Source organism: Flavobacterium gossypii (genome assembly GCF_014138495.1).
Lineage (GTDB): Bacteria > Bacteroidota > Bacteroidia > Flavobacteriales > Flavobacteriaceae > Flavobacterium > Flavobacterium endophyticum.
Genome location: NZ_JACJIS010000001.1, coordinates 1,791,362 through 1,806,008, shown reverse-complemented (window position 1 = coordinate 1,806,008; position 14,647 = coordinate 1,791,362). Strand labels below are relative to the sequence as shown.

Sequence of the window (14,647 nt, the reverse complement as noted above, 5' to 3'; positions counted from 1 at the left end):
CAATGTACTAATATAACAATTTTAGAACTGAATTAGTACATTGCTACAGTAAACTATTGGTTAATTGTTCCTTAATTTATAATATCAAATCCAGTATACGGACGCAATACTTCTGGAATCACGATACCTTCTGGAGTCTGATAGTTCTCAAGGATGCCTGCCAAAACGCGCGGCAATGCCAGCGAGCTTCCGTTCAAGGTATGTGCCAGATGGTTTTTGCCGTCTTTGTCTTTGAAACGCAGTTTCAATCGGTTGGACTGGAAGGTCTCGAAGTTAGACACCGAGCTGATTTCCAGCCAGCGGTCCTGTGCTGTAGAGAACACTTCAAAATCATAGGTCATCGCAGAAGCAAAGCCCATATCGCCGCCGCAAAGGCGAAGGATTCGGTACGGAAGCTTTAATTCGTTCAAGATGGTTCTCACATGCTCAACCATGCCTTCTAAAGCTTCATACGATTTGTCTGGGTGTTCTACTCTCACGATTTCCACCTTGTCGAATTGGTGCAGACGGTTCAGGCCGCGCACGTGTGCTCCGTAAGAACCGGCTTCTCTCCTGAAGCAAGGCGTATACGCTGTTGCGAGGATCGGAAGTTCGTTTTCCTGCAAAAGCACGTCGCGGAATAAGTTCGTTACCGGAACCTCAGCCGTCGGGATCATATATAAGTTGTCTGTCGCATCATGGTACATCTGTCCTTCTTTGTCTGGCAGCTGTCCCGTTCCGTATGCCGAAGCTTCGTTCACAAAATGCGGCACTTGAAATTCTTGGTAGCCTGCTTCGGTATTTTTATCTAAGAAATAGGTAATCAAGGCGCGCTGCAATTTGGCTCCTTTTCCTTTGTAGACTGGAAAACCGGCACCGGTAATCTTATTTCCTAATTCAAAATCAATGATATCATATTTTTTCACCAGTTCCCAGTGCGGTAATGCCTCGCCGTGCAAGTCTGGAATGTCTCCTTCTTGCAGGGTCGTTACGTTGTCTTCTGGAGTCTTTCCTTCTGGTACAAGATCGGCAGGAAGATTTGGCAACAGATACAGCTGCTCGGTAAGCTCTTCGGTATATACATCCAGCTTATCAGACAGTTCTTTGCTTTTTTCTTTTAATGAAACGGTTTTGGCTTTCAGTATTTCAGCCTTGGCTTTTTCGCCGCTTTTCATTAATTCGCCGATGTCTTTGGATAGCTTGTTCGATTCCGACAAAACATTGTCCATTTCAGCCTGTGTCGCTCTTCTTTTTTCATCGAGCTGCACGGCTAGTTCAACAATACTCTTGGCATCCATGTTTCTTTTTGCCAAAGCTTTGAGGACTTTCTCCTGGTTTTCTCTAATAAACGCTATCTGTAACATTATCTTGGTTTTTATAAGGTAGCAAATTTAATGAAAAAAGGTTGACAGTTGCAATGTTGGCAATTAACAAAGCATAAAGTTTCAAAAAGAGGCTAGACCCTAATAAATTAACATTTCGTGTGTTATTTTATTAATTACATTTGGAAAATTTTTCTTGATTATGAAAAAAATCTACTTGCTATTCGCACTATTTTTGTCTGCTTTTGGCTTTGCCCAAAACACTTCCTCTCCCAACAGCCATATTGCTGAAGCTGAGCGCAAAGCCGCCGCTAAGAAAATAAACTTTAGGACCAATCCGAATACGGAAAATTATGACGTGACCTACCATAGGCTCAAGTTTGAAGTATATCCTGATGCCTATTACGTTATTGGCGACGTGACGACTTATTTTAGAGCAAAACAAAATATGAGCACGGTAACTTTTGACCTGTCAGACGAACTGGTCGTAAGTTCTGTAAAGCAGCGAAATGTTCCGTTGACATTTACGCAAGGCGGAACCAATGAATTGGTCATCAACCTTCCGGCCGTACAAAACACAAACGTTTTGGATTCGCTAACAATCGTTTATGAAGGCGCACCGCCTGCCGACAGCGATGGCTTCAACACCTATACGCATGCCGGAAATCCTGGGCTTTACACACTATCTGAGCCTTTCGGCGTCAGAGACTGGTGGCCATGCAAGCAGGACTTGAACGACAAGGTCGAAAGCCTTGATGTTTATATAAAATCAGCCACACAATACACAAGCGTTTCAAACGGACTACAGGTCAGCGCAGTAAATAACGGCGACGGCTCAAAAACGACGCACTTCCACCACAGCTACCCGATTCCGGCTTATCTTATAGCAATAGCAGTGACTAATTACACGATTTTCACCCAACAGGCCGGAACTGCACCGCACACCTTTCCTATCGTAAACTATATCTATCCGGAAGGGCAGACGGCAACACAGAACGACTTGGCCGTAACGGTGCCGATCATGAATTTGTTTGAGCAACTGTTTGAGACCTATCCTTTTGCCAATGAAAAATACGGGCATGCCCAATGCGCTCTTGGCGGCGGAATGGAACACACCACCGTTTCCTTTATGGGAGGCTTTGACCGAGGACTAATTGCCCACGAATTAGGCCACCAATGGTTCGGAGACAAGATTACCTGCGGCAGCTGGAAAGACATCTGGCTGAACGAAGGATTCGCGACCTATCTGTCTGGGCTTGTCATCCAAGATATGGATGGAGCTGGCGCTTTCAGATCATGGAAAAGCGGCTTGGTAAACAATATTACTTCGCAGCCGGGAGGCGCCGTATATCTTACGGATGACGAAGCCGAAGACGGCGACCGAATTTTCAGCAGCCGATTGTCGTATGACAAAGGAGGCATGGTCGTTCATATGCTTCGCTTTAAACTAGGCGATGCTGCCTTTTTCCAAGGCGTGAAAAATTACTTGGCCGACCCGAACTTGGCGTATGGCTATGCAACCACCAACGATTTAAAAGCTCATCTGGCAGCGGCTTCTGGAATGAATCTGGACGAATTCTTTAATGACTGGGTCTACGGACAAGGCTATCCTACGTATACGATTACTGCCAGAAACTTTTCTCCTGGCGTAGCGCGTTTTGTAGTCAACCAGACACAATCGCATCCTTCTGTTTCCTTCTTTGAAATGCCGGTTCCGGTAAGAGTAACAGGCGCTGGAGGACAGTCGTTAGACTTGGTATTAGATAATACTGCCAACAACCAGACGATCGACAAATTAGTACCGTTTGCGATTACAGGCGTTTCCTTCAATCCAAATATTGATATCATTGCCAGAAACAGCACGATGACTTTAGGTAATGGAGAATTTGCTTTGGCAGAAGGCGTAAAATTATACCCGAACCCGACTTCTCATACCTTGCAATTGCAGCTTCCGGACAATGTAGTTCTTGAAAAAGCCATTTTCTACAATGCCTTAGGTCAGATTGTAAAAGAAGGAACTTCTGAAATGTCTTGGGATGTTTCTAGCCTGCCAACAGGCGTCAATTTTATCAAGATAGTGACAGATGCCGGCACAAAACAGATGAAGTTCATCAAGGCGTAATACGCCAATCATAGATATAAAAAAGCAGAAGTCGTCAAAACGCTTCTGCTTTTTTTATTGTAGAAAAATACGCTAGGCAATGGCTTTGATACGGCTGACCATAAAGGCAATCAATACCCCAAAGATTCCGATAAACGCAAACGAAAACTGCAGTCCGTAGGCTTCGGCAATATAGCCGATAACGGGCGGTCCCATCAAAAAGCCTAAAAAGCTGACGCTCGAAACAATCGTAAGCGCCTCGCCCGGAGCCACCGTCGTGTTTTTTCCGGCGATGCTGTAGACGGTCGGCACGATGGTCGAAACGCCAAGTCCCACGAGCATAAAAGCTAATGTAGACGAAACCAAGTACGGCAAAAAGACCGAAGTAAACAGCCCGATCGAAATCAGCAAGCCGCTTACCTGCAATACTCTTTTTCTTCCGTACTTAAAAATCAGCCTGTCGCCCAAGAATCGGCCGGAAGCCATCATGATCATAAAAGACGTATAGCCCAAAATCACCAGCGGACCGGGCGCTTTCACGACTTCTTTAAAATAGACGCCACTCCAGTCAAACATCACGCCTTCGCTTGCCATACAGCAGAAGCCGATGACGCCCAGCCAGATCAGCACGCTGTCGGGCTTGGCAAAAAGCTTTTTCTTCTCCTTGTTTTTCTTTTCCTTCGCCTTGATGAGAAATTTATAATTGGCGCCCATCAGTACAAAAACGATGACGGCCGTGATCGCAAAATGCTGCAACGGCGACAGCTTTAAGGCCAGCATGGCAATACCAATCAAGGCACCCGTAAAGCCTGCCGTGCTCCATGCACCATGAAAAGACGACATGATCGTCCTTTTAAAAAGTTCTTCGGTATACACGCCCTGCGTGTTCACGGCAATATTGCTCAGGTTTCCGAAGATACCGAACAAGAAAAGTCCGGCCGAAAGATGCCACGGCTTTGTCGCCAGTCCTAGGTTGGTAAGGGCAAGCGCATAAAAGGCAAGCGAAAAGAGCAGTATCCTATGGCTGCCGTATTTGGTAACGAGCTTGCCCGAAAAAGGCATGATAACGAGCTGACCAAAAGGCAGCGCAAAAAGAATAGAACCCAAATCGCTTTCGCTCAAGTGGAGCGAAGCCTTGATGTCTGGGATGCGGCTTGCCCAAGTGGCAAAGCACAGTCCCATCGCAAAATAAAAAAGCGAGACCGCCCAGCGTATTCGTTTCAGGTACGACTCCTTGGCGTGTTTGTAGCCCTTGAGCTTCGGGCGGGTATTGAATCTGTTGATAAATCTAAATTCCATAAAAGGCAATAATTAGCGCGGCATGCAATAAAGCAGCAAATGTCCGATATTTCTATTAGGCAAGAAACTGTTCTAGCTTTTTTTGCTTTCGTACACTTCCGGATTCACCACTTTCGGCAGGCGTTCGTTGCGGATTCCCGCAATCGCGTTTTTGGCCGCCAAGATGGCCATGTTGTTGCGGGTTTCTTCGGTAGACGAGCCGATGTGCGGCAGCACCGCCACGTTCGGCAGGCTCAACAGTACATTGTCCTTGTCCATCGGTTCCGGATTGGTCACGTCGAGTCCGGCTCCCCAGATGGTCTTTTGCTGCAGGGCTTCCAGCAAGTCTTCTTCGTTGTGGATGGCGCCTCGGGCCGTATTCACGAAAATAGCATTGGGCTTCATCTTGCCAAAAGTCTCCTTATTAAAAAGCCCTTTGGTCTCTTCGGTAAGATTCGCGTGCACCGAAATCACGTCGCTCTGCGCCAGCAACTCTTCAAACGATACTTTTTTGGCCTGCAGCTTTTCTTCCGCTTCCGCATTCTGGCTGCGGTTGTGATAGAGAATGTCCATCTCAAAAGCGCCCTTGCACGACTTGGCCATCTCAAAGCCGATCTTGCCGAGCCCGAAAACGCCCAAGGTCTTCCCTTGCAGGTCGAGTCCGATGTTGGCCATAGGCTCGAAAAAATCCCAGTCGCCGTTCAGGATTCTCTTGTGGTGGAAAAAAGCCTTGCGCGCCGTGTTCTGCATCAGCAGGAAAGCGATATCGGCAGTCGCCTTGCTCAATACATCTGGCGTATGCCCGATCGGAATGCCGAGCCGCGTGGCTTCGGGAACATCTACATTGTCATAGCCTACGGCAAATAGCGAAACGGCTTTGAGGTGGCTGCATTCCTTTAAGAAATCGGCATTGATGGTAGAGCGGCCTGCCGTGAGCAGCGCATCGGCCTGCTTGCAATGGTCGATAAGTTCCTGCTGGGTCAGCTCGCGCTTTTCTTCCCATTGGGTAATCTCGATTCCCGCCTCGCGGAAAAGGCGCAGTCCGGCCTCGGGAATTATTCTGGTGATAAAGACTTTCATTTCTTATGGTTTTGGGTGTGGTTCTGTGTTCTCGGCTTGGGCAGCCTTACGATTAACAAATTTGTTTATCGAGATCTTTCGTTAGGTCTTATCTTAAATCTAAAATCCTAAATCAACAATCCTAAATCCTAATTACCAACTGCTCGCATCATCCAACAACTGCATCGCTTCTGCATCGAGCCTAAGGTTCGGCGCCAAGATAATGCTCTCCAACTGGCTTGTGCTCGTCGCGCTCACGATAGGCGCGGTAACCGAGGGCTTGTGCAGCAGCCAAGCGAGGGCTACTGCGGCAGGCGTGGCTTTGTGGTGTTTGGACACTTCGTCGAGGGCGGCTAGTATTTTCAGGCCGCGCTCGTCAAAATACTTGTCCATATCGCCGCCTCTCGGGCTTTTGGCTAGATCGGCCTTGGTTCTGTATTTTCCGGTCAGGAAGCCGCTTTCGAGCGAGAAATAGGTAATCACGCCGAGGTTGTTTTCTAAAGCAAGGGCTTCGTAATTGGTTTCGTATTTTTCTCTGGCATAGAGGTTATAATGCGGCTGCAGGGTCTGGTAGCGCGGCAGTCCTTTGGCGGCGCTGGCTTCGAGCGAAGCCTTGATGCGTTCTGGCGTCATGTTGGAGGTTCCGATCCAGCGGATCTTTCCGTCTTTTTCTAATTGGGCATAGGCCTCGAGTGTTTCTTCAACGGGCGTTTCCACATCGTCGAAGTGCGTCTGGTACAGGTCGAGATAGTCGGTATTGAGCCGCTGCAGCGAGTCTTCAATGGCTTTAAGGATATAGGCTTTTTTGAGTCCTTTTTTGCCGTCGCCCATATCCGAACCTACTTTGGTGGTCAGGACAATGTCGTGGCGGTTTTTCTTTTCCTTGAGCCATTTGCCGATAATGCGTTCGGATTCGCCGCCCGTATTTCCGGGAGCCCAGCGCGAATACACATCGGCCGTGTCTATAAAATTGAATCCGGCTTCGGTAAAGCCGTTCAGTATCTCAAATGATTTTTTCTCATCCAGCGTCCAGCCAAAAACGTTTCCTCCAAACGCAATCGGGTAGATATAGAGATCTGTGTTTCCTAGTTGTTGTTTTTTCATGGTTATAGTTGATAGTTCTTATAATTGATAGTTGATAGTTGATAGTTTATAGTTGATAGTTCTTAATTCAAAATTCTACTAGCTTCTTGCCTCCATCACTCTCCACCGCCGCTTCAATAATCCGCATCACATTTACGCCGTCTTGGGCGGTAACGGGTTCTTGGGCACCGTTGGCAATGGCTTCGTACAGTCCGTCAAAGAATTCAAAGTAGTTGCCGGGCAGCGTCGGCACGATCTCGCGGATGACTACGCTGTTGACTTCGGTATGCAGCAGTCCGGCCTTATAGTCGGGCTCGATGCCCCATTGTTCGCGGTTGGGCTTTTTGCCAAGCTTCAGCTCGTCTTCCTGCACGTCGCCGCGGCTTTTCAAAAAAGAGCCTTTCTTGCCGTGAATGATATAGGACGGCAGGGCTTCGCGCACAAAAAAGCCGGCTTTCAACCGTACGCGGAAGCGCGGGTAATACAGCAGCAGGTCGAAATAATCGTCTACGATAGAATGGTCTCGTGTCACGCGGATATCGGCATAGAGCGCTTCCGGAAAACCGAACAGGGTCAGCGCTTGGTCGATGATGTGCGAGCCTAGGTCTTTTAGTATTCCGGCTCCGGCATTGGCAGTTTCTTTATGGATCTTAGGACTCAGGTTCGGATTGTAGCGGTCAAAATGGATTTCTGCTTCTACGATCTCCCCCAAGATGTCGCGGTCCAAGACCTGCTTGACGGTCTTGAAGTCGCTGTCCCATCGGCGGTTCTGGAAAACGGCGAGCTTTAGGCCGTGCTCTTTGGCAAGTGCCTTGAGTTCCTCGGCTTCGGCTACCGTGGTCGTAAAGGCTTTTTCGACCAGCACGTTCTTTCCGGCCAGCAGGGCCTGCTTGGCATAGTCGAAGTGGGTTTCTACAGGGGTGTTGACAATCACGAGGTCGAGGGTAGCGTCTTGCAGCAAGGCTTCGAGCGAATCGTAGCTTCGGGCCTCGGGATAGTCTTCGTGCAACAGCTTTTTGCTGCGCTCCCACGAGCCGGCCAATTCAAAGCCGGGGTGCAGCGCGAGGAAGGGCGCATGGAATACTTTGCCTGACATTCCGTAGGAAAGCAGGGCGGTTTTTATCTTTTTCATCCGTAGTGGTTTTGGTGCGAAGGGCGCCGAGGCGCTGTTTTTGGTTTCGGCCGTCGGCAGGGTGCCTCGGGATTCGAAAAAGTAAAGTTACGGACATCTTATAAAGTAGGAATCGGGATTGGAAAGATTAACAAACATTTAAAATATTGAAAAGTGAATAATCCCGCCGTAAGTAAATAGAAAACACTATTTTTGTTCGCAATTATTGAATCTAAAACTACAAAATGGAAATAGTTATTAAGCTCTCGCAGTTTTTGTTGAGTTTATCCTTGCTGATCGTGCTTCATGAAATGGGGCATTTTATCCCGGCCAAATTATTCAAGACGAGGGTAGAGAAATTCTATCTTTTCTTTGACGTCAAATTTTCGCTCCTGAAGAAAAAAATCGGCGAAACGGAATACGGGATCGGCTGGCTGCCGCTGGGCGGCTACGTAAAGATCTCGGGGATGATCGACGAAAGCATGGACAAGGAGCAGATGGCCCTCCCGCCACAGCCGTGGGAATTCCGTTCTAAGCCGGCTTGGCAGCGTTTGATTATTATGCTGGGCGGCGTTACCGTAAATTTTGTCTTGGCTATCATTATCTACATCGGCATGGCCTATGTCTATGGCAATACGTATATCGCGAATTCTGAAGTAAAGGACGGTATCTGGGTAACCAGCCCGGTCGGAGAAAAAATCGGATTCAAGACAGGAGACAAGATCTTGGCGATTGACGGCAAGAAGGTCGAGAAGTTCGACGACGTACAGTACAACGTGAATTTTGCGAAGACAGCGACGATCAATAGAGATGGTGTGACGCAGGAACTCAAGCTTCCGGTAGACTTGTTGGCTACGGTGATGAAAGAGGAAAAGAGCTATCTGAAATTGCGTATTCCGTTTACGGTAAGCAGCATTGCAGAGAATTCGCCCAATATAAACACGCTTGAAAAAGGAGACGTAATCTTGAGCATCAACGGCCAAAAGATGCGTTATGCCGACGAGATCGTGGCCTTTAACGAGGCAAACCCTGGAAAGACGTTTGACGCGGTGATTTTTAGAAAAGAAAAGGAAGAGCACGTCAAGCTGACGGTTGGCAAAGACGGCAAACTGGGCGTCGTGCAAGGCGGCCTTAAGGCAGAAAACTTAGAAAAATTAGGCTACTATAAAATCAGCCGCGAGACGTTTTCTTTTGCAGAATCGTTTCCGGCCGGAATCCAGAGAAGCAAAGACGAGCTGGGACGCTACTTTACGCAGCTAAAGGCGATCGTCAATCCAGATACGGGCGCTTATAAGGGCGTAGGCGGTTTCTATGCCATCTTTAATGTTTTTCCGAGCGTATGGAGCTGGGAGTATTTCTGGACCATCACGGCCTTCTTATCGATCATGCTGGGCGTAATGAACTTGTTGCCGATTCCGGCACTGGATGGCGGCCACGTGATGTTTTTATTGTTTGAAATGATTACCAGAAGAAAACCGAGCGAAAAATTCCTAGAGCGCGCCCAAGTGGTTGGCTTCTTTATACTTATAGCACTGGTACTGTTTGCTAATGGCAACGACATTTATAAGGCTATTGTGAAATAGAAAAAAAATTGAAAAATTTATTTGTTTTTATTTGCAAGAAATAAATTTCGCCTTATATTTGCACCGCTTTAAAAGGCAATACGCCTTCCTCCTTAGCTCAGTTGGTTAGAGCATCTGACTGTTAATCAGAGGGTCCTTGGTTCGAGCCCAAGAGGGGGAGCAGAAAAGAGTAACATGAAAATGTTGCTCTTTTTTTATTTGTGGTAAATCCTATATTCTACCAGGATTCCAAATGTTTATCTGACAATTTATCTACATCTTCAAAAACATCTAATTCCTGCTCAAAAGGCATACAGTTAGGTGTACCAATTCATTTAAAAAGGTGTACCAATTTCAAACACAAAAAAAGCAATGAACAATAATAAACTATCCATATTGTTTTTGCTTCAAAAAGCAAGAATAAATAAGCAAGGTAAATGCCCTATTAGGTGCAGAATATCCTTTTTAAGTAATAGATATGAATTTTCAATTGGATTATTTATAAATCCTAAACATTGGCACAGTAAGCTACAAATAGCTAAACCACCCAATGATGAAAACACATTTATCAATACTGAACTGAGCCTGATTAAGAATAAAATTAATCAGGCTTTTTTATTGCTCCAAGTTCAAGAAAATACTTTTACTGCTGATGACATATTCAACCAATACAAAGGCAAGCCAGCCAAAAAAAACATTGGTATAGTTTCATACTACAATGACTATCTGAATAAATACCGAAAACTAATTGGTATTGAAATCAGGCAAAGCACTTGGAATAAGTTTTCATATATTTTAAATGATTTGAAAGACTTTATCAGAGCAAAATACCAGAAGAATGAAATGCTATTAAAAGATTTGGATTATCATTTCATTGTTGAATTTGAATACTATTTAAAGACTGTAAAAATTCAGAAGCAAGTTACTATTAACAAAGCATTGCAAAGGTTCAAAAAGGTAGTAAAAATTGCTTTAATTGAAAAGCTAATAGACTCCAATCCTTTTGTGGAACATAAACCTAAAAGGGTTATTACAAATGTGGTTTACTTATCCACAGAAGAACTTGACAAATTAGAAAAACACACATTTTCTCAAATTAGACTGGAACAAGTTAGAGATATGTTTATATTCTGTTGCTATACTGGGTTAGCTTACAATGAAATGGCAAAACTGGAATCCAAGCATATAGAAATTGGATTTGATGACATGAAATGGATTAAGATGATTAGAGATAAAACAAATAAAACCATTTCAATTCCTATGCTTCCTAAAGCATTGTCAATATTAGAAAAATACCAGGACTACCAAAATCTACTACCTGTGATTAGCAACCAGAAATTCAATTCCTATATCAAGGAAATTGCTGAAATCATTGGAATTGAAAAGAATCTAAGCCATCATACAGCAAGAAAGACTTTTGCAACAACTGTACTGCTTTATAATGATGTACCTATGGAAATTGTATCTGAACTATTGGGACATTCTAAAATTTCTACAACACAAGAGCATTATGCTAAAGTGGTTCAGAAGAAAGTGAGTGAGCATATTTCAAATTTAGGCAGGAAGCTGGAGAAATGACTATGAATTAACTATGTTGTAATTACTTTTGCAACATAGTTAATTTTTAATTTATGCAAAACATACCTTTTGAGCCATTTGATGATTTAGAAATAAATTTTAAAGAAATAAATCATTCTGATTTTGAAAAATATTCTTTTGATGCTGTTGAGAAAACAATTATTTTTCCAGATGAAGAAGGGTATATTTCAGAGAAATTAAGGGAGTGTGTAGATTTGAAAATAAAAGATACAACAATAATTAATGCTGGTGTTGGTCAAGGAAAAACAAAGGCAATTTTAGATTTTATAGGATGGTATCTTGAAGAAAATAGGACTCATAATGAGAAGTATAAAATAGTAATTGTAACTCCATTTAAATCATTAAACCAAGAATACATAAAAAAGATTGTTGAATCAACTAACAATAAAGATATATTTTTTGAATATCAAGTTTTGAGTAGTATTGAAAGTAATGAGTTAGACTTTGAAGATTATTTTAATAAGTCAATTCAGATAATTTCCATAAAAGGTTTACTTGGAAACCCTGGAGAAAAAGAATTTAAGCAATCTGATGTTAAAAGAAGTTATTTTGATTATCTCATCAAAAAGAGTGAAGAAAAAGGAGAGAAAATAGTATTCTTTTTTGATGAATTACATGAATCCTTAGATAGTTTTACTGTTGAATTGTTGCCAAATTTATTTAAATGGAAATCAATTATACACAAAATTATAGTAGCAAGTGCCACATTTTCTGAATCTTCCAAAGTTCCCCTTAAGTTTTTTGCCGAGCTGACTGAAAAGAGGATTAAAATTATAGAAAGCCAAAGAATTCAAAATCAAAATAATCTTAGTGATTTATTTCTATGCTTTTATAATAGACCTACTTATGATGTATCAGATTCATATTTAAATGAATTATTTAAGCATATTATTAATATTAATGGGCTAACCTCTGTAAATATACTTTGCTATACTAAAGAAATTGCAAAACAAATTTTTGAATCACAAATAGGAAATCTAATTAGAAGCAAATTTGGAAATTTAAATCTTTGTATAGAAAATCCCAAAGGCAAACTATTTGATTCCAAATCATGTAATATTGGAACCACATTTAAAACTGGAATTAGTATTGAAAGAGAAAATTCAGGATTAGTGATTTTATTACCTCCAAGTTATTCCAATGATACAAATAATTTATTTGTTTTTTCAGATAGAGTAAATGCAATAACTCAAGCCATAGCAAGAGTTAGAAATAAATCAAAAATATTTGTTGTAACTCCACCACCAAAAAAGATTTTAATTTCTGAAAATCAAAATAAAAACTACATAAAAAAATTATCCTTGGGTTATTTGGATTTTAATATACCTGAAAACCAAAAAAAATATCATAGTCCATCTGAGCAAGACAATCTTCTTAACACCTTTTATCAAAGTATTAAAGATGGAATTGAGAAAGAGATAAAAGAAGTTTCTAATTTGGATGATGATATTAAAGGAGTTTTCAACTCTTATGATTGGTACAAACTTAAAGAAGGAGATGCCTATTTAAGAAGTAAATATTATTCCTATGGAAAAGATTTACCAACTTATGTTTATTGGGCAGCTTGTAATAATCAGTTTGTGAACTGTAAATTGAAAGCTATAATAAAAAAGCAACCCTTATCATTTACTGAGGGAAGTATTCAACAAGAATTAGATATATATTTTCCAAATAAAGACATCAATGAGAAATCATTTATTGATACCAGTGATAAAGTGTTATACGGGATGTTGAGGAATGAATTATTTTCAAATAATGTATACTTAAAAAAAATAGGTCAAAAGGAAAGTAAAAAGATTACTCCTCTCAGAAATGCAATGTTTGAGCAACAAATTATACATTTTTTACAAAGAAAGAAAACACCTTACTTTTTTGAGCCTGAACATGGATGTAGTTATAGTCTGAGTAATGGAGATAAGCCAAAGGATGTGATTATTGAGAAAGAAAAGTATATTAGAATTTGTATCTCTCAATGTGAAGAAGTGCTTGAGAAATCAAACAATCTGCCAGAAAAAGAGATGAGAATTATTAGTGCATATAATGATTTTTTCCTTTTCAAAAGTATATTGCTCAATGAATATGCTATTAAAAACAAGAAGCAAGTTTATTTGCTTCCTACAGACAGCAATTTTGAATTTAAAAATATCCACTCAATAAAATTAAAAACAATTTTCACAACTCTCATGAAAGAGGATATTGGTTTCAGAATCTTTAATACAAAAGACATTTTAGAGAATAAATCAATGTTTTCATTATTAAGAAAAGTATTTTTTAAAACTAAATTGACAACAACTAATGAGGGTAAATTTTTAAAAATAGAGAAAGAGCATTCATTAGAATATTTTGACCATAGATTAAATTTAGTGTATGATGTTTCAGAACCTTTTGTATATTATCCATTACCACCATCAACAGAATTTTTTACTATTGAATTAGAAGAAAATGAAGATGGTTCAATTAAACAATCAAATGAGCTAATTAATATTAAAGTTGTTCCCATTACTCAAAATAGATAATATCCATTTTCTACTTCATAATATATAATATATAGCGGTAAAATTTGGATATTTTCCTTAAACCAATCTCCACAAGAGGTTGGTTTTTTTATGCCTTTTAAATACCAGGAAATGAAAAGAATATTAACCACAAAAAATAAATTATGCAATTAAGACAATCAGAAAGAAGAAAAGCCAAGATAAAAATGGCTCTTCAAGGAAGTTCAGGAAGTGGCAAGACCATGAGTGCCTTATTGTTGGCTAATGGTCTAACCAATGGCAACTATAGTAAAGTGGCTGTAATAGATAGTGAAAATGGAAGTGCTGATTTGTATGCTCATTTGGGGCAATACAATGTATTATCATTGAAACCTCCATTTACACCAGAAAATTACATTAAAGCTATTGAAGTATGTGAGAAAGCAGGAATGGAAGTAATTATTATTGATTCCATTTCCCAATCTTGGGAAGAATTATTGGATTATCACAGTTCATTAGCTGGAAATTCATTTACCAATTGGGCAAAAGTTACACCAAGACAAAATGCTTTTATTGATAAAATATTACAGGCAGATGCTCATGTAATTGCTACAATGAGAACCAAGCAAGATTATGTTTTGAATCAGAAAGATGGAAAGTTTATTCCTGAAAAAGTTGGATTGAAAGCAGTTCAGAGAAATGATTTAGACTATGAATTCACTTTGGTTTTTGATATTGATATAAAACATTTTGCAGTTTCAAGTAAAGACAGAACAGGTTTGTTTATGGGTAAACCAGAATTTGTAATCAATCCCCATACTGGTAAAAAGATTTTAGATTGGTGTAATAGTGGAACTAATCTGCAAGATGCCAGAGAGAAAATCAAAACTACCAAAACAGTTGAGGAATTGAAAGTTTTGTACAACCAATACAGCAATTGGAGAGAAGAATTGGAGTATGATTTCAAACTTCAAAAAGACACTATCAATGCAAAAGAATTATTGTTAAACCCTAAAACATTCAGCACAAATGGACACACTCATCATTGAATCAAAAGTAAACCAGGATTTTAAATTAGA

Annotated in this window: 10 protein-coding genes and 1 tRNA gene; 6 read left to right on the top strand and 5 right to left on the bottom strand. The window is 41.1% G+C overall.

Annotated features, from left to right (window positions below; genetic code table 11):
• Positions 1 to 71: 71 nt before the first annotated feature.
• Positions 72 to 1,343 carry a serine--tRNA ligase gene (serS, locus tag GGR22_RS08230; protein ID WP_182493255.1) on the bottom strand — a complete coding sequence of 424 codons (1,272 nt, stop codon included), beginning with the start codon at positions 1,341 to 1,343 and terminating at the stop codon, positions 72 to 74.
• 160 nt (positions 1,344 to 1,503) lie between these two features.
• Here serS and GGR22_RS08225 point away from each other — a divergent pair, with 160 nt between their 5' ends.
• Entirely contained in the window at positions 1,504 to 3,423 is a 1,920-nt protein-coding gene (locus GGR22_RS08225) for a M1 family aminopeptidase (protein ID WP_182493254.1), read from the top strand.
• Between the two features lie 72 nt (positions 3,424 to 3,495).
• Here the strand turns inward: GGR22_RS08225 and GGR22_RS08220 are convergent, their stop codons facing one another.
• The 4 genes from GGR22_RS08220 to GGR22_RS08205 all read right to left on the bottom strand — a co-directional run bounded on the left by GGR22_RS08220 (position 3,496) and on the right by GGR22_RS08205 (position 7,954).
• Positions 3,496 to 4,701: an MFS transporter gene (locus GGR22_RS08220; protein ID WP_182493253.1), complete on the bottom strand. Its 1,206-nt coding sequence runs from the start codon at positions 4,699 to 4,701 to the stop codon at positions 3,496 to 3,498.
• A 72-nt stretch (positions 4,702 to 4,773) separates the two neighbouring features.
• Complete coding sequence (locus GGR22_RS08215) at positions 4,774 to 5,760, bottom strand: 2-hydroxyacid dehydrogenase (protein ID WP_182493252.1); 987 nt, start codon at positions 5,758 to 5,760, stop codon at positions 4,774 to 4,776.
• Positions 5,761 to 5,892: 132 nt separating this feature from the next.
• A complete protein-coding gene (locus GGR22_RS08210) occupies positions 5,893 to 6,843 on the bottom strand; it encodes an aldo/keto reductase (RefSeq protein ID WP_182493251.1) in 951 nt (316 codons plus the stop codon).
• Positions 6,844 to 6,910: 67 nt separating this feature from the next.
• The gene (locus GGR22_RS08205) at positions 6,911 to 7,954 is read right to left on the bottom strand and encodes a Gfo/Idh/MocA family oxidoreductase (protein WP_182493250.1); all 1,044 of its coding nucleotides are present in this window, start codon (positions 7,952 to 7,954) and stop codon (positions 6,911 to 6,913) included.
• Positions 7,955 to 8,178: 224 nt separating this feature from the next.
• On the opposite strand from GGR22_RS08205, the gene rseP reads away from it, so the two are divergent.
• From rseP to GGR22_RS08180, 5 genes are all read left to right on the top strand, one after another.
• A complete protein-coding gene (gene rseP, locus GGR22_RS08200; RefSeq protein WP_121375849.1) occupies positions 8,179 to 9,516 on the top strand; it encodes an RIP metalloprotease RseP in 1,338 nt (445 codons plus the stop codon).
• 86 nt (positions 9,517 to 9,602) lie between these two features.
• Positions 9,603 to 9,676 (top strand) — tRNA-Asn (locus GGR22_RS08195).
• 191 nt (positions 9,677 to 9,867) lie between these two features.
• Positions 9,868 to 11,073 carry a site-specific integrase gene (locus GGR22_RS08190; RefSeq protein ID WP_182493249.1) on the top strand — a complete coding sequence of 402 codons (1,206 nt, stop codon included), beginning with the start codon at positions 9,868 to 9,870 and terminating at the stop codon, positions 11,071 to 11,073.
• A gap of 53 nt (positions 11,074 to 11,126) precedes the next feature.
• Positions 11,127 to 13,610 carry a DEAD/DEAH box helicase family protein gene (locus tag GGR22_RS08185; protein ID WP_182493248.1) on the top strand — a complete coding sequence of 828 codons (2,484 nt, stop codon included), beginning with the start codon at positions 11,127 to 11,129 and terminating at the stop codon, positions 13,608 to 13,610.
• 143 nt (positions 13,611 to 13,753) lie between these two features.
• Complete coding sequence (locus GGR22_RS08180) at positions 13,754 to 14,617, top strand: AAA family ATPase (RefSeq protein WP_182493247.1); 864 nt, start codon at positions 13,754 to 13,756, stop codon at positions 14,615 to 14,617.
• The last annotated feature ends 30 nt before the right edge of the window (positions 14,618 to 14,647 follow it).